The organism is Colwellia sp. 6M3 (assembly GCF_014077595.1).
In the GTDB taxonomy this organism is placed as follows: domain Bacteria; phylum Pseudomonadota; class Gammaproteobacteria; order Enterobacterales; family Alteromonadaceae; genus Cognaticolwellia.
In genome coordinates, this window is record NZ_JACGWF010000020.1 from 1 (window position 1) to 21185 (window position 21185).

At 38.2% G+C, this 21185-nt stretch carries 21 protein-coding genes; 14 read left to right on the forward strand and 7 right to left on the reverse strand.

Annotation, left to right across the window (positions count from 1 at the left end; genetic code table 11):
• On the forward strand, positions 1-962 hold a 962-nt coding region (locus H4J50_RS06325), incomplete at its 5' end, for a pyridoxal phosphate-dependent aminotransferase (protein ID WP_182255178.1).
• 38 nt (positions 963-1000) lie between these two features.
• On the opposite strand, the gene H4J50_RS06330 is transcribed toward H4J50_RS06325, so the two are convergent.
• Both H4J50_RS06330 and H4J50_RS06335 read right to left on the reverse strand, forming a co-directional pair.
• The gene (locus H4J50_RS06330) at positions 1001-1636 is read right to left on the reverse strand and encodes a hemolysin III family protein (RefSeq protein ID WP_239059019.1); all 636 of its coding nucleotides are present in this window, start codon (positions 1634-1636) and stop codon (positions 1001-1003) included.
• 371 nt (positions 1637-2007) lie between these two features.
• The gene (locus H4J50_RS06335) at positions 2008-2226 is read right to left on the reverse strand and encodes an EF-hand domain-containing protein (protein WP_077286225.1); all 219 of its coding nucleotides are present in this window, start codon (positions 2224-2226) and stop codon (positions 2008-2010) included.
• A gap of 426 nt (positions 2227-2652) precedes the next feature.
• Between H4J50_RS06335 and H4J50_RS06340 the strand changes: the two genes are divergently transcribed.
• From H4J50_RS06340 to ribBA, 10 genes are all read left to right on the forward strand, one after another.
• Positions 2653-4152 (forward strand): alpha/beta fold hydrolase, encoded by a 1500-nt coding sequence (locus H4J50_RS06340; RefSeq protein ID WP_182255180.1) that lies wholly within the window; start codon positions 2653-2655, stop codon positions 4150-4152.
• Positions 4153-4155: 3 nt separating this feature from the next.
• The gene (locus H4J50_RS06345) at positions 4156-4902 is read left to right on the forward strand and encodes an ATP-binding cassette domain-containing protein (RefSeq protein WP_108457191.1); all 747 of its coding nucleotides are present in this window, start codon (positions 4156-4158) and stop codon (positions 4900-4902) included.
• A complete protein-coding gene (locus H4J50_RS06350; protein ID WP_108457190.1) occupies positions 4899-6062 on the forward strand; it encodes an ABC transporter permease in 1164 nt (387 codons plus the stop codon). Before H4J50_RS06345 ends, H4J50_RS06350 begins: the two co-directional genes overlap by 4 nt.
• A 13-nt stretch (positions 6063-6075) precedes the next feature.
• Positions 6076-6702 (forward strand): RNA polymerase sigma factor, encoded by a 627-nt coding sequence (locus H4J50_RS06355; RefSeq protein ID WP_259366180.1) that lies wholly within the window; start codon positions 6076-6078, stop codon positions 6700-6702.
• A complete protein-coding gene (locus H4J50_RS06360; protein WP_182255182.1) occupies positions 6699-7391 on the forward strand; it encodes a hypothetical protein in 693 nt (230 codons plus the stop codon). Before H4J50_RS06355 ends, H4J50_RS06360 begins: the two co-directional genes overlap by 4 nt.
• Positions 7392-7684: 293 nt before the next feature.
• Positions 7685-8941: a serine hydroxymethyltransferase gene (gene glyA / locus H4J50_RS06365; protein WP_108457188.1), complete on the forward strand. Its 1257-nt coding sequence runs from the start codon at positions 7685-7687 to the stop codon at positions 8939-8941.
• Positions 8942-9151: 210 nt separating this feature from the next.
• Positions 9152-9607, forward strand: a complete 456-nt coding sequence (gene nrdR / locus H4J50_RS06370; RefSeq protein ID WP_108457187.1) for a transcriptional regulator NrdR — start codon at positions 9152-9154, stop codon at positions 9605-9607.
• A 51-nt stretch (positions 9608-9658) separates the two neighbouring features.
• On the forward strand, positions 9659-10795 hold the full coding sequence (gene ribD, locus H4J50_RS06375; protein ID WP_259366181.1) for a bifunctional diaminohydroxyphosphoribosylaminopyrimidine deaminase/5-amino-6-(5-phosphoribosylamino)uracil reductase RibD: 1137 nt from the start codon (positions 9659-9661) through the stop codon (positions 10793-10795).
• 46 nt (positions 10796-10841) lie between these two features.
• Positions 10842-11501 carry a riboflavin synthase gene (locus H4J50_RS06380; protein WP_108457186.1) on the forward strand — a complete coding sequence of 220 codons (660 nt, stop codon included), beginning with the start codon at positions 10842-10844 and terminating at the stop codon, positions 11499-11501.
• Positions 11502-11511: 10 nt separating this feature from the next.
• A complete protein-coding gene (gene ribBA, locus H4J50_RS06385; RefSeq protein ID WP_108457883.1) occupies positions 11512-12621 on the forward strand; it encodes a bifunctional 3,4-dihydroxy-2-butanone-4-phosphate synthase/GTP cyclohydrolase II in 1110 nt (369 codons plus the stop codon).
• Positions 12622-13089: 468 nt separating this feature from the next.
• On the opposite strand, the gene dxs is transcribed toward ribBA, so the two are convergent.
• From dxs to xseB, 3 genes are read right to left on the reverse strand one after another with little or no spacing between them, the layout of a single operon-like run.
• Positions 13090-14973, reverse strand: coding sequence for a 1-deoxy-D-xylulose-5-phosphate synthase (dxs, locus tag H4J50_RS06390; RefSeq protein WP_182255184.1), 1884 nt, complete (start codon positions 14971-14973; stop codon positions 13090-13092).
• Between the two features lie 22 nt (positions 14974-14995).
• The gene (ispA, locus tag H4J50_RS06395; protein ID WP_182255186.1) at positions 14996-15886 is read right to left on the reverse strand and encodes a (2E,6E)-farnesyl diphosphate synthase; all 891 of its coding nucleotides are present in this window, start codon (positions 15884-15886) and stop codon (positions 14996-14998) included.
• On the reverse strand, positions 15879-16133 hold the full coding sequence (gene xseB / locus H4J50_RS06400) for an exodeoxyribonuclease VII small subunit (RefSeq protein ID WP_182255188.1): 255 nt from the start codon (positions 16131-16133) through the stop codon (positions 15879-15881). Before xseB ends, ispA begins: the two co-directional genes overlap by 8 nt.
• A 250-nt stretch (positions 16134-16383) precedes the next feature.
• Here xseB and pomA point away from each other — a divergent pair, with 250 nt between their 5' ends.
• From pomA to thiI, 3 genes are all read left to right on the forward strand, one after another.
• Positions 16384-17148: a flagellar motor protein PomA gene (gene pomA / locus H4J50_RS06405; protein WP_108457182.1), complete on the forward strand. Its 765-nt coding sequence runs from the start codon at positions 16384-16386 to the stop codon at positions 17146-17148.
• Between the two features lie 12 nt (positions 17149-17160).
• Positions 17161-18096 (forward strand): flagellar motor protein MotB, encoded by a 936-nt coding sequence (locus tag H4J50_RS06410; RefSeq protein WP_108457181.1) that lies wholly within the window; start codon positions 17161-17163, stop codon positions 18094-18096.
• 230 nt (positions 18097-18326) lie between these two features.
• Positions 18327-19781, forward strand: coding sequence for a tRNA uracil 4-sulfurtransferase ThiI (thiI, locus tag H4J50_RS06415; RefSeq protein ID WP_108457180.1), 1455 nt, complete (start codon positions 18327-18329; stop codon positions 19779-19781).
• A gap of 86 nt (positions 19782-19867) precedes the next feature.
• On the opposite strand, the gene H4J50_RS06420 is transcribed toward thiI, so the two are convergent.
• Complete coding sequence (locus H4J50_RS06420; protein ID WP_182255190.1) at positions 19868-20764, reverse strand: ketopantoate reductase family protein; 897 nt, start codon at positions 20762-20764, stop codon at positions 19868-19870.
• Positions 20764-21144 (reverse strand): VanZ family protein, encoded by a 381-nt coding sequence (locus H4J50_RS06425; RefSeq protein WP_182255192.1) that lies wholly within the window; start codon positions 21142-21144, stop codon positions 20764-20766. Before H4J50_RS06425 ends, H4J50_RS06420 begins: the two co-directional genes overlap by 1 nt.
• Between the last annotated feature and the right edge of the window lie 41 nt (positions 21145-21185).

The following is a 21185-nucleotide window of genomic DNA, read 5'->3' on the forward strand; positions in this document are numbered from 1 at the left end:
CATTACGACAAGAAATAGTTGATTTTCATCAAGAATTAAACTGCCATCGTAAAGTCATTAAAGCAGAGAGTGCCATAACATTTTGTGGTGCACAGGAAGTATTGTCAGCTATTTATCATAGCGTGTTAAATGCAGGAGATGAATTGGTAGTTATGACGCCTAGTTACCCTTCTTTGGTTGATATGGCAAAGTCGATGGGGGTTGTGGTTCGAGAAATACCGCTTTGTGCTGATAATAATTGGCAAGTTAATATTAACGACTTCAAACATGTGGTGAACGATAAAACTAAACTCATCGTGGTTAATTCTCCACACAACCCAACAGGCAGTATTATAACGACTGAACTGGCCGATCAAATACTGCAATTAGCGCAACAATACCAATGTTACTTATTAAGTGATGATGTTTCTCAAGCGAGTAATTATCATGGTCTAGCTTTAGCGCATCGGTATTTAGATTATCAAAAAAGTATTGTAGTTGGGGTTATGTCGAAAAGTTTAGGTTTAGCCGGTATTCGTATTGGTTGGGCAATCACATCGAATAATGAACTACTAGATAGCCTAATTGCGATTAAAGCGGTAAATGCTATTTGTTGCTCTAAAGTCGATGAAAAGTTGGCTTGTTTAGCACTGCAAAATCGCCGTGAAATTTTGGTTATTAACAACAACATTATACTTAATAATATTAAGTTGTTTACGGAGTTTATGGCGAGACATTCAGACAAGCTAAGTTGGAAACCACCCAAAGCGGGTATATTGACGTTAGTTGAAGTTAAGAATATTGTCGAAATGAAACGTTGGTGTTCTAACTTTACTCAACAAAGTGGTGTGCTTTTGTTGCCAAGCGACTTATTTGGTTTAACAGGTAATTATTTTCGCTTGGGCTTAGGCCAAAAGAGTTTTGCTAACACATTGTTAGTATTTGAACGTCATTTGTTATCAATGAGTCACAACATTACTTAAGAGATGAATTTAAGGTTTTAAATTTATAATACCTGCCATTAAAGTACGTAGAAAAATATCATAAAAAAGTGACAAACAGCGGCTGAAAACACAAAAAAGTGCCAAATTGCGTGGCTAAACTTTGAGTTTTTTCTCACATAAAAAATAGTTCCTAGCCCATAAATAATTCCACCTAAGGCGAGTAAAAACATACCTTCTGGTGCGAGTTTATCATTTAGTTTACCGATAAACGTTAGTGAAATTAAGCCAAGCCCTAAATAAGTTGAAAGCGAGAGCTTTTTATATTTATTACCAAATTTAATCTTAAAAACTATGCCCAATATGGCTAAAGTCCAAATAATGGCTAATACTGACGGGCCAATATCGTCGGCTAATGTAACTAACATTAATGGGGTATATGTGCCGGCAATTAATAAGTAAATAGCGCAATGATCGAGCAGTTTAAATATACTTTTTGCCTTTTCATGCAATAACGCATGATATAGCGTAGAGGCGCTAAAAAGTAACACCAAACTGACACCATAAATACTAAAGCTGACAACTTTTACTATGTCAGCTTGTATCCAAGCTAAAGTGACTAAAAGTGTTAAGCCAGCAACACTAAGCAATGCTGCTAGTCCATGACTTACTGCATTGATAATTTCTTCTGCTAAACCATATTCTTGAGTTTGCACGTTATATAATCCTATTTCAGTGTACATGTGTACGCTGAGTATCATAGCAAACCACAATGCATATTACTAGTGGTCTGACCTTTGGCTCTTTTGATAACAATTTAATTTATATTATGCTAATAAAATGAATAACTAAGGAGGATTTTTTAACGAAGGGAGAACAGAAAGTATCGCAATAAAAAAAATTGTGATGTAAAACGCAGGTTAATATCGAACTTATTTACACAAGTTCAAAACTAAAGGTATGACAGAGAATTTTTATCTAAACAAAAGGCACAAATAAATAAAGTTATTTGACTATTATTTTATATGCTCTTTTAATTAAAATTTGCGCTTATAAAAAGCAAGTAAAGTATAAGCGCAAATAAGAGTTACAATGCTAGGTCGATAACCATTTCACGTAACTCATCTTTTGAAATTGAGTTATCATGATTTTTATCAAAGCGATTGAATATGGTTTCACACATGCGAATACCTTTATCCTGTAACAAGCAGTCAATCAATTCGACAAATTCACTTCTATTGATAACCCCATCCTTGTCTTCATCAAACACTTCAAATAGTTCATCTACCCACTGATTTAATTCCATCAGTCATCCTCTTACTTGGCGGTTAATTCCTGTAATAGACTTTATCGTTATTTTAAGAGTATGTGAATAATTAATTATTTTATTTCGTGTAATTGCGTTTTTTTAATGCATTAGCGCACTATTTATCAAGTGTCATGCTCTGAATAAAGAGCGTGAAGGTTAAAGTGCAGACATAAATGGCTAAACGCTTGTAGCAACCAACGTACTTATTTTAAATTTGATCACTTATGACACACGGATTGAGACAACAGCATATATTAAGGTGATGTTTAAGTGGCTGGAAATAAATTCTAATTCTCTGGCTTTTGAAGCGGGATTATTCATAAATACATGCAAAATATAGCGTATAAAATTTAATTTTAAAAAAAGTGTAATAAAGTCACCGTTACTGCGACTAAGTAGTCAGTATTTTAAAAGGAAGTCAAAATGAAGATAAATTGGAAAGCTTTGTTTAGTGTGAGTCTGCTATTGGCGTTATCAAATAGTGGTTTTGCTGAAGAAATTGAAAAGCCACAGCTGTTATTGAAAAGTTGTCATGTAAAAGGTATTAGACAACAAGTGCAATGTGGCTCGTATAGCACTCTTGAAAATTATGCTAAACCCGATGGCACTACATTAAACATCAACTTTGTTGTTTTACCTGCGATTGATAAGAGTCAGGACAAGCTACCATTAATGTTTCTTGCTGGCGGACCCGGCCAAGCCGCCGCTGAACTTTCTGCACATATATATCGTGGTTTTAATGAAATTAGAAAAACACGCGATTTAATTTTGATTGATCAGCGTGGCACAGGGAAATCTAATCCTTTGCAATGTGAAGATTCGTTAGAAGTTAACCCATACACTAGTTTACCGGAAGACTTTTCAGTTGCTGACATAGAACAATGCTTAGAAAAGCTTAAAGGTGACTTAAGCCAATACAACTCAGAAAATGCTATCCGGGATTTTGACGCTGTTCGAGCGGCGTTAGGGCATAAACAGGTACACATTTATGGTGGCTCATACGGAACACGTGCTGGCTTAGTTTATATGCGCATGTTTCCAGAGTCGTTAAAAAGTGTGGTACTCGATAGCGTTGGTCCAATAGAAGTACCTATTGGCTTATTTGGCAAAAGTGCTGAACAATCTTTTAAAAAGTTAATCGATAACTGCCAAAATGAACCCAGCTGTGCAGCAGAATATCCGGCATTGTTAACAGAATTTAATGCTATTACAGACAAATTATCTAAAGCACCGGTAAGTGTTGAAATTGCGCACCCAAGGTTGGGAACGAATACGGTTTTTAATATCAATAATGATAAATTTATTTCGAGCTTACAAATGCAATTGTACTCTATGGAAACTCGAGGATTAGTGCCGCTGTTAATTCACCAAGCCTACATCGGAAACTATAAACCACTGGCGGGGTTAATTGCGCAAAGTGAAGGTGGAATGGGGGTCTATGTTGGTTTGCATTTTAATATCGTATGCAATGAAGATTTTCCAAAAATATCAACTAACATGAAAGCCACAGATGCTGATAATGATTTTGCTCAAGGTATGAGTTTAGAAATGGTCGCCAAAGTTTGTTCTGTTTGGCCTAAATATCAGCCCAGCGATGACTTTTATCAAACGGTTGATGCCGATATTCCAACTCTTATTATGTCAGGCGAGCTAGACCCTGTGACCCCTGCGAGTAATGGTGAGAAGTCGCATGAAAACTTACCCAATAGTCATCACATTATTTCTAAAAATAATGCACACATAGTTGCTTCTACCGTGTGTGGTATTCAAATTGTAAATGAATTTTTAACACAGCAAACACCAAAGGAACTTGATGAGTCATGTTTAGAAGAAATTCCTGATGAGTCATTTATGGTGGGTTTAAATGGCGGTGCATTCCCAGAAGTAAAGCCGCACGCTATGCCAACAACCGCAAAGGAGTAAATCATGATTGAAGTTAATAACTTACATAAAAGTTTTGTGAGTAAGAAAAATACCGTTAAAGCCCTAGACGGATTGTCTTTTACCGCTAAAGACGGTGAAATTACCGGTATTTTAGGCCCTAATGGCGCAGGAAAAACCACTTGTCTGCGAACGCTTTATGGCTTACTTCGCGCTGATGAAGGTTATGCAACTATTGATGGCATAAAAGTAACAGAAGAGCCGATAAAGGCGCGAAAACTGTTAGGTATTTTTCCAGACAAATTTGGTTTATACGAACGCCTAACTGCTTATGAGCAAATTGACTACTTTGCCAGTATTCACGGTATGAAAGGCGCGAATAAGCATGCCGCTATTGAACAAATATTAGCAGATTTAGAAATGACAGAATTAGCACATCGTAAAACAGTAGGGTTTTCTCAAGGACAGCGGATGAAAGTGACATTAGCTCAGGCTTTAGTGCATCAACCGAAAAACTTTGTACTCGACGAACCCACTCGCGGCTTAGATGTTATGAGTACACGCATATTGCGTAACCATTTAGCTAAATTCAAAGAAAAAGGTCACTGTATTTTATTCTCCTCACATGTAATGCAAGAAGTTGCGGCGTTATGTGATCGCGTGATTATTGTCTCTAACGGCAAACTAGCAGCGCAAGGTACACCGCAAGAGTTATGTGATTTAGCAGGAGAAAGCCTTCTCGAAGAGGCTTTCGTTAAATTAATTGGCTCGGATGAAGGAGTAGCAGCATGATGCAATTAAAAGCCTTAATGGTGAAAGAATTTAAAGAGGCCTTTCGAGACAGGCGTGCATTAATGGTTGCGATGAGCATGGCATTACTTATGCCAGTCATGATCATGGTGATGTTAAATGTGGCGATTAAAGAGGCGGTTGATAACCCCGCTGTCTATGTGAAATACAGTGGTGAACAGTACGCACCGAAATTAATTAAGGCAATGATAGACGAGAATATTTTATCGTTTGCTGATGTACCCGCTGATGAAGAGCGTAACTGGAATGAACGTAATATTGAGCTCACTATTCCAGACTCGTTTGCTGCCGATATGGCCGCTGGTAAACCTATCGAACTAACTTTGCGAGCCGACTACAACGAGAAGTCACTTTCTACGCCTATTCGCCGAATTAAAGATGTGATTAGCCAACACTCGTTGGCTATTGGTTACAAGCGTCTATTAGTTCGTGGTATTGATACCAAGCTATTACAGCCAATTAAGCTACTTGAACAAGACACGGCCCTTCCCAGCAGTAATGCGATGATGATCACCTTAATTTTAGGTGTATATTTAATGATGGCGGCATTTATGTCGGGCTTGCCTGTTGCTATTGACTCAAGTGCGGGCGAACGCGAGCGTAATGTATTGGAAATGTTATTGTGTCAGCCAGTGAGTACGCTAAAAATAGTACTAGCTAAGTTAAGTTGTGCAAGCTCAATTTCAATTATCTCTATTATATTAATGCTGGTGCTTACCTCCGTTGCGATGAATTTTGTTGATCTTACTAAAATAGGGGCAACGTTCAGTATTGACGCGAGTACCTTTGTAATTTTACTGATGCTATTGGTTCCTATTTGTTTTCTCGCAGCTTCACTGCAGTTATTGTTTGCTTTTCAAGCCAAGAGTTTTAAAGAAGCACAGTCAACGGTAACTATGTTGATAATGGCTCCTAGTTTTATTCCTTTTGCTCTGATGATGATGGACGATAAACCTGCCTGGGTTGAATGGATGCCTATTTCTGGTCAGTCATTACTTATGGAAGACGTATTTAAAGGCTTACCGATTGACTGGAGTGCATTGTTATTCACCAGTGTTGCAACAATAGCGTTAACCGTGGGGTTGGTGTTAATTTTAGCAAAAAGGTTAACTTCTGAAAAAGTAGTAATGTCACTGAGTTAGTAACGAAGCGTTCATGTTGTATAAAATGAGTAACCCAGTAAAATTAGACATCACAAAACAAAACTGTGTTCAAACGGCTAAACATAAACAGGGTTATTCATTGAGCAATCAAGAGATATTTATTAACTGGATTTCTGATCACGAGAAACTCTTGCGTCATATTATTAACGGCTTTGAAGCGACCCCAGCAATTCAAGAAGAGCTCTTTCAAGAGATAGCTTTAAATATATGGCGAGCTTTACCAAGTTTTCGCGCCGATTCAGCAGTGAAAACTTTTATCGCCCGAATTGCCCATAATGTTTTAGCAACCCATGTGGCAAAAGCGGTCAAAACAGTAAAAACAGAGCAGACTTCTAATGCTGTAGATACTGATGAATTAAGTCATGAAAGCGTGGCGCTGAATATGTCTGTTTGCCCACAACTTACCCCTTATCAATCGTTAGCTCAAAGCCAAAGGCAACAGCGGCTTGCTCAAGCTATTCGATTGTTGACACTTGAGCACCAACAAGTGATCACCCTAGCGCTTGAAGGCATGAGTTATCAAGATATTGCTGACGTGCTCGCCATTACCACGACGCTTGTGGGTGTTAGATTACAAAGAGCAAAAGCTAAATTAATGCAATTGTTGGAGGCAGTATGAGCAAAGAAAGCGATAAAATTAAACTGGCTGGCGAGAATGAAAACCCAATAAATAGTCAGACAACTTCAGCGTTGCTAAATACTGAACAAGAAACTCAAGCGGATAGCTCAGCTGAATTATCCGATGATACCTGGGCAGAGCTTCGTCAAGACTGGCAAAGTCAGCCGTATCAAAAAGTTGATGTTCAAGCATTATTAACTCAAACAAGAAAGCGCACATTTTGGGCTAAATTTTTATTAGCTATAAATATTTTAGCTACCATGGCCTTTATTGTGGTGGTGATTGTTTTATGGATGAATAACTCGCAAGACAAAGCAACTATCTCCTATCTTACTTTTGCCACGATTGGTTCTGTTGTCTTTGTTTATTATGAAATAAAGATTCGTTTAAAAGCTTGGAAGCAAATCTCTGCAAGTCCAGATTTAGCAATTAAAAATGCCATAAAAGGGATTGAATCATCAATTAATTACATTAGATTAACCAAATTTTCATGCTGGTTTTTAATCCCTGCGGGCAGTTGGTATGTAATTGAAATGGCAAAACAAAACGATAAATCAATCTGGTTTGGCTTAATTATAATGAATGTATCTGTCGGCGTTATGTGGGGAATTACGCATTTATTTCACCGCAAACGTAAAATGGAATTAGATAAGTTAATCTCTTCCTTATCTGAACATGATACTGAATAAAAGCCTGTATTTTCTATTCTTGATGAATTTAATTTGAATTTAACTCTTGTATGTTGTTTAAAATTTGTTATTTTGTTATTTATTAGGCAGTATGTTGTAGATATTATTTACTGAAGTGAGTGGTAAAAGTTTTTATGGCTCACTTCAGAGTATATTTGATTGCAAAATGAACTAACAGCACGCAGTTTTTGCGTGTACAAGCACCTTAATTTCAGGCAAAATATGCCGCAATTAATTTTGAACTAACGCCCACACCCCTGTATTGCCAATGGCAAACTATTTGAGGATAAAACATGTTTACACGTGATATGAATATTGCAGACTTTGATCCAGAACTTTATCAAGCAATGAGCAAGGAAGTTGTTCGTCAAGAAGAGCACATTGAACTCATCGCTTCAGAAAACTACTGTAGTCCACGTGTACTTGAAGCTCAAGGTTCACAGCTAACCAATAAATATGCCGAAGGTTACCCTGGTAAACGTTATTATGGTGGTTGTGAGTATGTTGATATTGCAGAGCAACTTGCTATTGATCGTGCAAAAGAGCTATTTGGTGCTACTTATGCAAACGTGCAACCACATGCTGGCTCTCAAGCAAACTCAGCTGTTTTTCAAGCGTTAGTTTCTCCAGGTGGTAAAGTATTAGGTATGAGCTTGGCTCATGGTGGTCACTTAACTCATGGTTCTCATGTTAACTTTTCAGGAAAGTCTTACGAAGCTATTCAATATGGTTTACACCCTGAAACTGGCGATATTGATTATGTTGAATTAGAGCGTTTAGCATTAGAGCATAAACCAGAAATGATCATTGGTGGCTTCTCAGCGTTTTCTGGTGTAGTTGACTGGGCACGTATGCGTGAAATTGCTGATAAAGTTGATGCTTACTTTTTCGTAGACATGGCGCACGTTGCCGGTTTAGTCGCTGCTGGTTTATATCCAAACCCAGTTCCACATGCTCATGTGGTAACAACGACAACACACAAAACTTTAGCAGGCCCTCGCGGTGGTTTAATTGTTTCTGGTTGTAATGATGAAGCGATTTATAAAAAACTAAACAGCGCCGTATTCCCAGGTGGTCAAGGCGGACCATTAATGCACATTATTGCTGCGAAAGCGGTGGCATTTAAAGAAGCATTAGCACCTGAGTTTAAAGTTTATCAACAAAACGTTTTAGATAACGCTAAAGCGATGGTAGCGGTTTTACAAGAACGCGGATATAAAGTTGTATCTAACGGTACTGATAACCATTTACTATTGCTTGATTTAATTGATAAAGATATCACGGGTAAAGATGCTGATGCCGCGTTAGGTCGTGCACATATCACGGTGAATAAAAACTCTGTACCAAACGATCCACGTTCACCATTTGTAACGTCAGGACTACGTTTAGGCACACCGGCTATTACGCGTCGTGGTTTTGGTGTTGAAGAAACAAAAACTACCACAGGTTGGATCTGCGATATTTTAGATGATATCAACAACGAAGATGTTATTGCTAAAGTTCAAGCTGGTGTTAGTGAACTTTGTGCTCGTTTTCCTGTTTATAAGTAATTAGCGTTAGTTTAAAAATTAGCGGTTAATTACGTTATAAAACGTAAATAAATAACTTAGAATGGCCACATTAGTGGCCATTTTTTTTGACTGATTTTTATTTGCTAGGTTATAGTGCGAATAATGCTAAGTTATTTCGCTTAATGAACTGTTTTCAATTAAAATACTGACATTAAAATGCTCATGACTTGTTAACAACGGAATTTATCAATGTATTGCCCCTTTTGTTCAGCCAACGATACTAAAGTTATTGACTCTCGATTAGTCTCAGACGGTCATCAAGTGCGTCGCCGTCGTGAATGTTTAGCCTGTCATGAAAGATATACCACTTTTGAAAGCGCTGAATTAGTGATGCCACGCATTATTAAACGTGATGGCTCTCGCGAACCTTTTAACGAAGATAAAATGCGAAATGGCTTATTACGCGCATTAGAAAAAAGACCGGTTAGCACTGAACAAATGGAGTTGTCGATTAATAAACTGAAATCGCAACTGCGAGCAACCGGTGAGCGTGAAGTGTCAAGTGAAATGCTCGGTACAATCATAATGGAGCAGCTTAAGAGTTTAGATAAAGTCGCTTATATTCGCTTTGCTTCTGTTTATCGCTCGTTTGAGGATATTAAAGAGTTTGGTGAAGAAATTGCACGCTTAGGTGACGACGACTAACCAGCTATATTGAAATAAAACACACTAAAATGATTTAACCTTGAGTCAAAAATGAAAACTTTTTCGTTACAAGATCATCAATTTATGCAACGCGCTATCCATTTGGCAAAGCGTGGGCACTATACAACATCGCCTAACCCGCGTGTTGGCTGTGTTATTGTGCTTAATGGCGAAGTGATTGGCGAAGGGTTTCATCAAAAAGCAGGGCAAGGGCACGCGGAAGTTCATGCCTTAAAACAAGCAGGTGCGAAAGCTAAAGGTGCTACAGCATATGTTACGTTAGAGCCTTGTAGCCATTTTGGGTTAACACCGCCTTGCGCAGAAGCATTAATTAAGGCGCAAGTGGGCCATGTTATTGCTGCTATGGTTGATCCTGATCCTAGAGTATCAGGTCGTGGTCTTGAACGGCTGAAAAGCGCAGGTATCACCACAAAATTTGGTTTATTAGAGCAAGATGCTAGGGCATTAAACCTAGGTTTTATTACATTGATGACGACTAAGCTCCCCTATGTTCGCTGTAAATTAGCAGCAAGCTTAGATGGAAAAACGGCAATGGCCAGTGGTGAAAGTCAGTGGATAACCTCTCCTGAGGCTCGCGAAGACGTGCAACGATTAAGAGCCCAAAGTTGTGGCATTATTTGTGGTGCAGACTCTGTTATTTGTGATGATGCCCAAATGACAGTGCGTTGGAATTCTCTAGGTGAGTTAAAAGACAGTTATGCAGAGGCAGACGTTAGACAACCGGTTCGAATTATTATTGATGGTAAAAATCGTCTAACACCCGATCTCGCTATGTTCAAAACCAGCGGTAAAATATTATTAATTAGATCTTCTATTGAAAATAGCCAAACATGGCCGCATTTTGTAGAACAAGTCGCCATTTCTCAGGCTAAAGATAGCGAGTATATCGATCTCAAACAGTTATTATCTTATCTGGCTCAACAAGGTTTGAATGACGTATTAATTGAGTCTGGTGCCAAGTTAGCAGGCGCGTTTATGAGTAAAGACTTAGTTAATGAACTGATACTTTATCAAGCGCCAAAACTTATTGGCAGTGACGGTAAAAGTTTAGTTAACATGCCTGCTTTATTGCAGTTATCAGATGCTAAAAACCTCAATATTAACGATGTTACTCTGGTAGGTAAAGATATCAGAATAACGGCACAGTTTACTGATAAATCAGTATGAAATTTAAATGTAAATCATCAGTTATAAAGACAACGAGATATAATATATGTTTACAGGGATCATAGAAGCCGTAGGGCAATTAAGCGCTATTAATAGTTCAGCTGGTGGCGCACGAGTTAGCATTAATACGGCGGCATTAGATTTATCAGATGTAAAGTTGGGTGATTCTATCGCCACTAATGGTATTTGCTTAACTGTGGTCGCTTTAGATAACACTAGCTTTAGTGCCGACGTTTCTAGTGAGACTTTAACACGAACGGGTTTAGCGCATTATAAAATTGGTGATAGTGTTAATCTTGAAAAAGCGATGTTACCTACCACGCGATTTGGTGGCCATATGGTATCAGGCCACGTTGATGCAGTGAGTGAAATTAGTGCCATTGAACATAAAGGTAATAGCATAGACTATTGGCTAACAATGCCAGAGGAACTATCACCCTATATTGCTGAAAAAGGCTCAATAACGATCGATGGAACAAGCTTGACGGTAAACAGCTTAAGTGATGATAAATTTCGTTTAACGATTGTACCGCATACCACAGACCAAACAATTATTAGCAAATACCAAGTGGGCACTAAAGTGAATCTAGAAGTAGATTTAATTGCTCGCTACATTGAAAGATTACTTACCAAGCAAACAGCTGATGAGCCAAAAGCATCAGGTGTTACACATGCGTTATTAGCGCGTAATGGTTTTATTAAATAAAGAGGTTGTCATGAATTTACACACGCCACAAGAGATTATCGACGATATAGCTCATGGTAAAATGGTCATCTTAATGGATGATGAAGATCGCGAAAATGAAGGTGACTTCATTATGGCGGCAGAAAAAGTTACACCAGAAGCGATTAACTTTATGGCAACCCATGGTCGTGGTCTCATTTGTATGCCAATGTCAGCAGAGCGTTGCGAGCTTTTAAAGCTGCCGTTAATGGTTGATAAAAATGATGCGCAGTTTACCACTAACTTTACTGTTTCTATTGAAGCTGCTGAAGGCGTAACAACCGGTATTTCTGCTGCGGATCGTGCTACAACTGTTTTAGCTGCTGTTGGCAAAAATGCTAATCACAATTCTATTGTACAGCCGGGTCATATTTTTCCTCTTATTGCTAAAGATGGCGGTGTTTTAAATCGTGCTGGTCATACGGAAGCTAGTGTAGATTTAGCTCGTTTAGCGGGTCTTGAAGCCGCTGCGGTTATTGTTGAAATTTTAAATGAAGACGGCACCATGGCGCGTCGTCCTGATTTAGAAATTATTGCCGAAAAACATGGCATAAAAATGGGCACCATTGCTGACTTAATTGAATACCGTAATGCCAACGAAACAACTATTGAGCGTGTTTCTCAATGTAAATTACCAACCGCCTTTGGTGATTTTGATTTAACGGTATTTAAAGACACTATTGACGGCCAAGCACATTTTGCCTTAACCAAAGGTGAAATTAAGCCTGAAGAGCCAACGTTAGTGCGTGTGCACTTAGAAAACACTTTTAGAGACTTACTGTTTAGCCAGCGTGAAAGTGTTGCTAAATGGCCAATGGCTGACGCTTTAGAAAAAATAGGCAAAGAAGGTGGTGTACTCGTCTTATTAGGTAAGCACGAAACGCCGCTAGAGTTAATCGCCCAAGTACAAAAGTACGCCAAGCTTGACGCAGGTGAAACTGTGAAAGAAGTGAAACGTCATGTCGGCTCACGCAATGTAGGTGTTGGCTCACAAATTTTAGCAAATTTAGGTGTGAGTAAAATGCGCCTGTTAAGCTCACAAACAAAATATCACTCACTTTCAGGCTTTGGTCTAGAAGTAGTAGAGTACATTGCTGATTAACGTTTTTTTACCATGAAATACGTTCAGTATTTCATGGTTTAATAAGACCTACATGGCTGAAAGTATTTAAAGCGGTTTGATATTACTCAAATCGCTTTTTTTGTGTCTAGCTTCTTTCACTTGTCTTTAAATCTTATACTATTTAAGCACTAATATTCTTAGGCACAATGTTTATTGTATCGATGTTTTCAGTTGATTAAGTGATGGTGCTAAATGAGCCAGTGGGCTGGTCATCTTAATGTTTTTTTTCAGATGACTATTGTGATCAGAATTGTGAACAGAATAGTGAAAAGTAGCGTGAATTAAACAATGTAGTATTGAGAAAAATAGGTAGGTTTTTTTAAGCTTACGATTGAGTTAAATAGCGACTTGAGTATTCTTGAGTAATCGACTTCAACACTATATTTTATAGAAAAAACACAGCCATATTCAATGGAAAGTGGCTGCGTTTTAGCATGTGTATGCTATTTATAAATTAATAAACTTACTTATTTTATCAATTATGCCAGTAGCATCTAAACCCAATTCCTGATGGATTTCTGCTTGTGTACCGTGTTTAATAAAGTTGTCTGGTAAACCAATGTTGAGAATTTTTTTCGCCATACCTTGACTAAGAATATACTCATTAACCCCTGAGCCTGCACCGCCTGCTATAGCGTTGTCTTCTATGGTCACAATGTAATCATGACTTTCACATAATGATTGAATTAGCGTTTGATCTAACGGCTTAACAAAGCGCATATCTACCAAGGTGGTATTAAGCGTTTCAGCTGTAATGGTTGCCTCAGCTAACGTTGTACCAAAGTTAAGTATCGCGATTTTTTTGTTAATGCTTTTGTTTTCTAATGAACGAATAACATTAGCTTTACCCAGCTCAATGGTTTCATCAATGCTAGGAAGCTCTGCTCCATTACCACTGCCTCGAGGGTAACGTACGGCTGCAGGCGCGTTTAACTTATAGCCAGTATTTAGCATGAGTTGGCATTCACGTTCATCAGATGGCGTCATGATGGTGATGTTAGGAATACAGCGCATAAAACTTAAGTCGAAAGCGCCTTGGTGAGTCGCGCCATCCGCACCGACAATACCCGCTCTATCAATAGCAAATAACACGGGTAAATTTTGAATGGCGACGTCATGAATAAATTGATCATAACCACGCTGTAAAAAGCTTGAATAAATAGCGACAACAGGTTTTTGTCCACCAATAGCTAAGCCGGCTGCAAAAGTAACTGCATGTTGCTCAGCAATCGCAACATCATAGTATTGTTTAGGAAAACGTTGGCTAAATTGCACCATGCCTGAGCCTTCTCGCATGGCTGGCGTAATAGCGGCAAGTTGTGAGTCTTGCTCAGCGACTTTACATAACCAATCACCAAAAATTGCTGAATAGGTGGGTAAACTTGGCGCACTTTTAGGCAAGCTAGTTTCAGTGTGATCAAATTTTGGTACCGCGTGGTACTTAATAGGGTCTTGCTCGGCTTGTTGGTAACCTTTACCTTTTGTGGTGGCAATATGGAGTAATTGCGGGCCTTTAAGGTTACGCATATTGGTGATGGTATCGACTAAACCATTAACGTCATGACCATCAATTGGACCAATATAGTTAAAACCAAGTTCTTCAAAGAAAGTGCTTGGAACAACCATGCCTTTTAAATGTTCTTCAGCTCGGCTCGCTAATTCTTTGATCGGTGGAATATTGTTAAGTATGCGCTTACTACCTTCGCGGATCCCAGTATAAATACTTCCGGAAAGCATTTTTGCTAAATGATTATTTAACGCTCCAACATTTTCTGAAATCGACATTTCGTTATCGTTTAAAATAACTAGCATATCTTTGTTGATGTCGCCGGCATGGTTTAAGGCTTCAAATGCCATACCTGCTGTCATAGCACCATCACCAATAACGGCAACGACTTTACGGTTTTTAGCTTCTTGTTCAGCTGCAACAGCTAAACCTAATGCGGCCGATATTGACGTGCTTGAGTGACCTACGCTAAGTACGTCGTACTCACTTTCTTCACGCCAAGGAAAAGGGTGCAAACCATCTTTTTGTCGAATGGTATGTAATTGGTCACGACGGCCAGTTAATATTTTATGAGGATATGCTTGATGGCCAACATCCCAAAGTAAATGATCAAAGGGGGTGTTGTACACATAATGTAAAGCGACCGTTAATTCAATTGTGCCCAAACCTGAAGCAAAATGTCCGCTACTTTTACTAACAGAATTTAAAAGATAACGCCTTAACTCTTCGCTGGTTTTTGTTAATTGATTTTTATTTAATTTGCGCAAATCATCTGGACAATCAATGTTGGCCAGTAAAGGATATTCAGCTAGGTTTATAGTCATATTATTCTATTAAATTTAAAAATTAATTTTTGCGGCTAACAATGAAAGTCGCAAAGTCGGACAAGCTTTGTGTATTGTAGGGCAAAGTGTCTAAAGCTTGAAGTGCTTGTTGATATAAGTTTTCTGCTTTTTCTTGTGCACCATGTAAACCCAGTAATGCAGGGTAGGTACTTTTATTGGCAGCAAGATCAGAGCCGGCTGGTTTACCCAGCTCTTCTTCCGTTGATGTAATATCGATTATATCATCACGTACTTGGTATGCTAAGCCAACAAGCTTAGCATAAAGTGCCAGCTGTGCTTTATCTTGTGCTGTGGCATTATTACTGCATTCTGCTGCCATTTTTACTGAAGCTTCAAGTAAAGCACCTGTTTTTAATGAGTGTAAATTTTCTAATTCTGCTAATGAAATGGCTTTATCTGTTGCGGCTAAGTCTAATGCTTGGCCTCCGCACATGCCTTGATAACCTGAAGCGGCTACCAAGTAACGCAATAAGTTTATGCGTTTTTTATCCACAACTTCAGAAAAATCATGATTAGCGATAATATCAAAAGCTAATGTTTGCAAACTATCTCCAGCGAGAATTGCGGTAGCTTCATCAAAGGCTTTATGACAAGTTAATTGCCCACGGCGCAAATCATCGTCATCCATCGCGGGTAAGTCGTCATGTAAGAGTGAATAAGCATGAATACATTCTATTGCCGCGGCAACACCATCAATATCACTTTGTTCTGCATCTAAAGTCGCACCTGTGATATATGCTAAATAAGGCCTCATACGCTTGCCACCAATAAGCAAGCCGTAACGCATAGCGTCTAAAAGCTTCTCATCGTTAATGACTAAACTGTCGAGCTTTTTAGTTAGATAATCATTAATGCGTGTTTGCACATCGTCAATAAAGGCAAGTTTAGTCAATGCTATCAGTCTCGTTAGTATTAAATTTTTCTAATGTTGCTTGGCCGTTTTTTTCGAGTAAAATATTGATTTGCTGTTCAGCACCTTTGAGCTTTTCTTGATTGTGTTGGCTCAAATGCAAACCACGCTCAAATAAGGCCATAGAATCTTCAAGATTCAGATCGCCTTGTTCTAAATTTTGCACAATTACTTCTAATTCAACCAATGATTCTTCGAAGCTTAAGTTTTCTATTTTTTTTCTGGCCATGGACTTTTGTTAGCGTGATATGAACTCTAGGCGCAAACTTACCTTAGCTGGGGCGCTGGGTCAATTAATGATGAATTTAAGACAATATTGCTAATATTCATATTATCTTCTTAAGTTATTGACAATATGGGCGATAATAGAGCTATAACTAACACTATAAGTATTCGCGTAAGACCTATTCATCAGGTATTATCGAACAAGTAATACCAATTGGTATCAGTATATCTAAGAAAATTTATCGGAGGCATTTGTGGATTTAGCAACGTTAATAGGCATAGTCGGTGCAATAGGGTTACTGGTTATGGCGATGTTACTAGCTGGTGACATTGGCATGTTTATAGATGCTCAGTCAGTGATCATTGTATTTGGTGGCTCAATATTTGTTGTGTTGTCCAATTATAATCTAGGCCAATTTTTCGGTATTGGAAAAATCATCGGCAAATCCTTTATGTTTAAGCTAGAAAAACCTGAAGAGCTAATTGAAAAGTCAGTTGAAATGGCTGATGCAGCTCGCAAAGGTGGTTTTTTGGCATTAGAAGAAGCTGAAATATCTAACGCGTTTATGCAAAAAGGGGTCGACATGCTAGTTGATGGTCATGATGCTGACGTGGTGCGCGCTACGATGCAAAAAGATATCGACCTAACGACTGAACGTCATGAAACGGGCTCCAACATGATGATGGCATTAGCCGATGTTGCACCTGCGATGGGGATGATAGGTACCTTGATTGGTCTGGTTGCCATGTTATCTAATATGGATGACCCTAAAGCGATTGGGCCTGCGATGGCTGTTGCTCTTTTAACAACGCTATATGGAGCCTTCTTAGCGAACGTTATCGCCATACCCATTGCCGCTAAATTAAAGCTACGTTTAGCGGAAGAAAAAATGAACCAAGAATTAGTACTTGATGCTGTTTTAGGTATTCAGGATGGTCAAAACCCACGCGTTATAGAAGGTTTGCTGAAAAATTACCTTGCTGAAGGTAAGCGTGCTGTTGATACCACAGAAGAATAGCAGGAGTTAATTATGGCCGATAAATGTAAATGTCCACCTCCGGGACTACCAGCATGGATGGGTACATTCGCTGACTTAATGTCGTTGCTGATGTGCTTTTTCGTGTTGCTTTTATCTTTTTCTGAAATGGACGTTTTAAAGTTTAAGCAAATTGCTGGCTCGATGAAATTCGCATTTGGTGTGCAAAATAAAATTGAAGTGAAAGATATTCCTAAAGGCACCAGTATTATCGCCCAAGAATTTAGACCAGGTAAGCCTGAACCAACACCCATTGAAGTGATTCAACAGCAAACTATGGAAATGACCCAACAAATGTTGGAGTTTCAAGCGGGTGATGAAACAGAAGCTGGTGGTCGACAAGAGCAACGTGGCGCTGAACGTGGCGGACAATCACAAAGTACGGCAGATGCAATGTCGTTAGAAGCTATTCAACAGGCGAAAGATGAATTAGAGCAAGCATCACAAGAAGAAGTGAATGAGCTTGTGAAAAAAATAGCCGAACAATTAGAAAAACAAATTCAGGATGGTGCTATTGAGCTCGAGTCTTTAGGCCAGCAAGTGATTATTCGCATACGAGAAAACGGTTCATTCCCTTCAGGATCTGCATTTTTGCAGCCACAGTTTAAACCGATTATGCGCGAAATTGGGTTGTTATTAAATACGGTACCTGGTGAGATAATGATCTCTGGCAATACCGATAACCAAGGCATAAGTTCTGAATTATTTACTTCTAATTGGGATTTATCAAGCAAGCGCGCGGTAGCTATTGCTCATGAAATTATTAAAGTACCAGGCTTTGACCAATCACGCTTACTGGTTGTTGGTCATGCAGATACTCGCCCCTTAGTGCCAAATACCAACCGGTTAAACAGGCGTCTTAATCGTCGAGTAGAAATTGCTATTAACCAAGGCAAGGCAAAAGAGACTGATCCCATATCAATTAAATAATGAGTTAGGTTAATTTTTCTTAGTTATTAAATTTAACAAGGAGTACAAATGATGTACTCCTTTTTTATGTCTGAATTTACCTGTAAGTCTCTATAAAAACTATGGTAGATAATTGCTCCTTCACTATTATTTAGTCTGAAGTTGTCATGCTTTGTTAGTACTGAAATTTTGCAAATTATAGTCGAACGAGTATATAATGCGCGCCATTCTATGTGTGGGTGTTATTGTTAATGAAATTTATTGTTAAATTACAGGCTGAAATTACCATCAAAAGCCGTCCGGTGCGAAAGCGTTTTACTAAGATTTTAGAGTCGAGTGTAAAAAACGTTTTACGTCGTGTTGATGAGCAAGTTACAACGCGAATGAACTGGGATAACATTGAAGTTAACACCGCTAATAATAGTCCAGAAAATCGATTAAAATTAATCGATACCCTAAAATCGATCCCTGGCATCCCAATGTTTCTTGAAGTTCAGCAGACAGACTTTACTGATTTGCATGATATTTATGAAAAAACTGCAGCTGTACATGCTCAAAACATTGAAAATAAAACCTTTTGTGTTCGTGTAAAACGCACCGGTAAGCACGAGTTTAACTCTATAAAAGTTGAGCAATATGTTGGTGGTGGTTTAAATCAACAGGTTGAATCGGCACGGGTAAAATTGTCGAAACCTGACTTTACTGTGCACCTTGAAATTAAAAATGAAAATCTATTTATTGTTACCGAACGCCACAAAGGTATGGGCGGCTTTCCAATTGCTACGCAAGAAGATGTATTGTCACTTATGTCGGGTGGTTTTGACTCAGGTGTTGCTAGTTATCAAATGATAAAGAAAGGCGCACGTACGCATTATTGTTTCTTTAATTTAGGTGGCGCGGCGCACGAAGTTGGTGTTAAACAGGTTAGTTACTATTTATGGAACAAATTTGGTGCATCACATCGTGTTAAATTTTTCGCCGTTGATTTTGAACCTGTTGTCGAAGAAATATTGGAAAATATTGATAATGGCTTAATGGGTGTTGTGCTTAAACGCATGATGATGCGAGCCGCCGAGAAAATAGCCAATAAAATGGGCATTCAAGCGCTTATTACGGGAGAAGCGGTAGGACAAGTATCGAGTCAAACATTAACGAACTTGAATGTAATTGATCGCGTAACCGAAACGTTAATTCTTCGACCATTAATTGCTTACGATAAACAAGATATTATTGATATTGCACGCAAAATTGGTACGGAAGATTTTGCTAAAACCATTCCTGAATATTGTGGTGTTATTTCTAAAAAGCCAACGGTCAAGGCGGTATTAGCTAAAGTTGAAGCTGAAGAAGCTAATTTTGATTTCTCAATTCTTGATAAAGTTATTGAAGAAACACGTATTTTCGACATTCGCGATATCGGCAAAGAAAGCGAAGAAGAAATTCATGCCGTTGACACCTTAGATAATATTCCCGCTAATTCAATTGTGCTTGATATTAGAAGCCCTGAAGAAGAAGATGACAACCCATTAGCGTTAGATGGTGTAGAAATAATGCACATGCCGTTTTACAAGCTGTCGACTCAATTTGGTGATTTAGATAAATCTAAAGAATATTTATTGTATTGTGACCAAGGTGTTATGAGTAAATTACAGGCACTATATTTATTAGGTGCGGGCTTTACAAATGTCAAAGTCTATCGCCCATAACTTATAAACTAGCGTAAAACGTTAGGTAAATTAAAGCTCTTTAACATCTGTTGTAGGGCTTTTTTTATATCAAAAAATAGTTATTGCTACGCTTCTAACGCTTTAATCTCACGCAGTAGCTTTTCATTTTCTGGAACTGAAAAATTCATTCTGTTTGCTACTTTGACAATATAGCCATTAATATAATCAATTTCTGTTTTTCGTTTATTTAGTATATCACTGCGCATTGATGAGCAGTTTTGTGCGGTACTTTGAGCCACAGCCATGATTTTTTCTCGTAATGCATCAAAGTTAAATTCTATATTTTCAAAAGCAGCAATGGCAATAATTTCAAGTATTAAAGCTGTTATTTTTACTTGGAACTTATCATTGATGAGTTGACCATTGTCGATGTTTTCTAATGCCGTGATTGGGTTTATTACACAATTAATTGCTAACTTAAGCCATTGCTTTTCTTTTATATTATCGGAATAAGTCAGTGTTGGTAAAGCGTGCATGAATGTTGAAGTTATATTGTTGCGGTCGGCATTGGAAATATTGCCATTGATAAGGCCTAAATCACTGTGCCCTAAGCCAGTGTGTTGTGCATGAAAAGGCTGGTTTATTTTACAGCCATGCGTGGTTAATAATGCTAAACACGGTTGCTCAAGTGCTGAAAAATCATTGAATGCTCCTAGGCCGTTATGGCAAAAAATGATTATTGCTTTAGTTGATATTTTATTTTTTAGGGCAAATATTGCCGCATTTACCTGATAAGACTTTACGCAAAGTAATATTACATCAGCGCCAGTTAACGCGTTATCGTCGGCGATATTTAATGAAAATTTAGCGTACTTTTGGTTAATATCTGTAAATTCATAACTCTTAGGCACAGATGTGACGCTTGAAGAACAGTGTAAGCTAACTAAGTTATTAGTTGCTTGTGATAAGTGATGATACCAGAGAAGCCCAATAGCACCTTGACCAATAACGGCTACATTCATTACCGAGACTTACGACTAGAGCGATTGCGATACATAAGAATAGACCACCTAATAATACCAAACATAGCAATACCAATTAAGTCAGAAATAAAGTCACTGACTTGAGCACTGCGAAAGCCTAAATAATATTGCCCTAATTCGGTCAGCACGCCATAAAACGCAACGGTTAACATGGTATTAAATAGCGGTAATTTCAATATGCTATGTAAAACCCAAGTTAAACAAAAAAAACTGATGATATGGCCAATTGAATCAATTTCAGTGCTACGAAAAACGATTCGTCTCAAGTCGGCAGAGCTAAAGTAAAGGCAAAAAAATAGTATGACAATAATAGCTAGAATGGATAAATGATAGCGACTTTTCATTGAGGTGTTAGTCATTGTTCTTTAGAGAGTTAAGTAATATTTATCATATCAGGGCT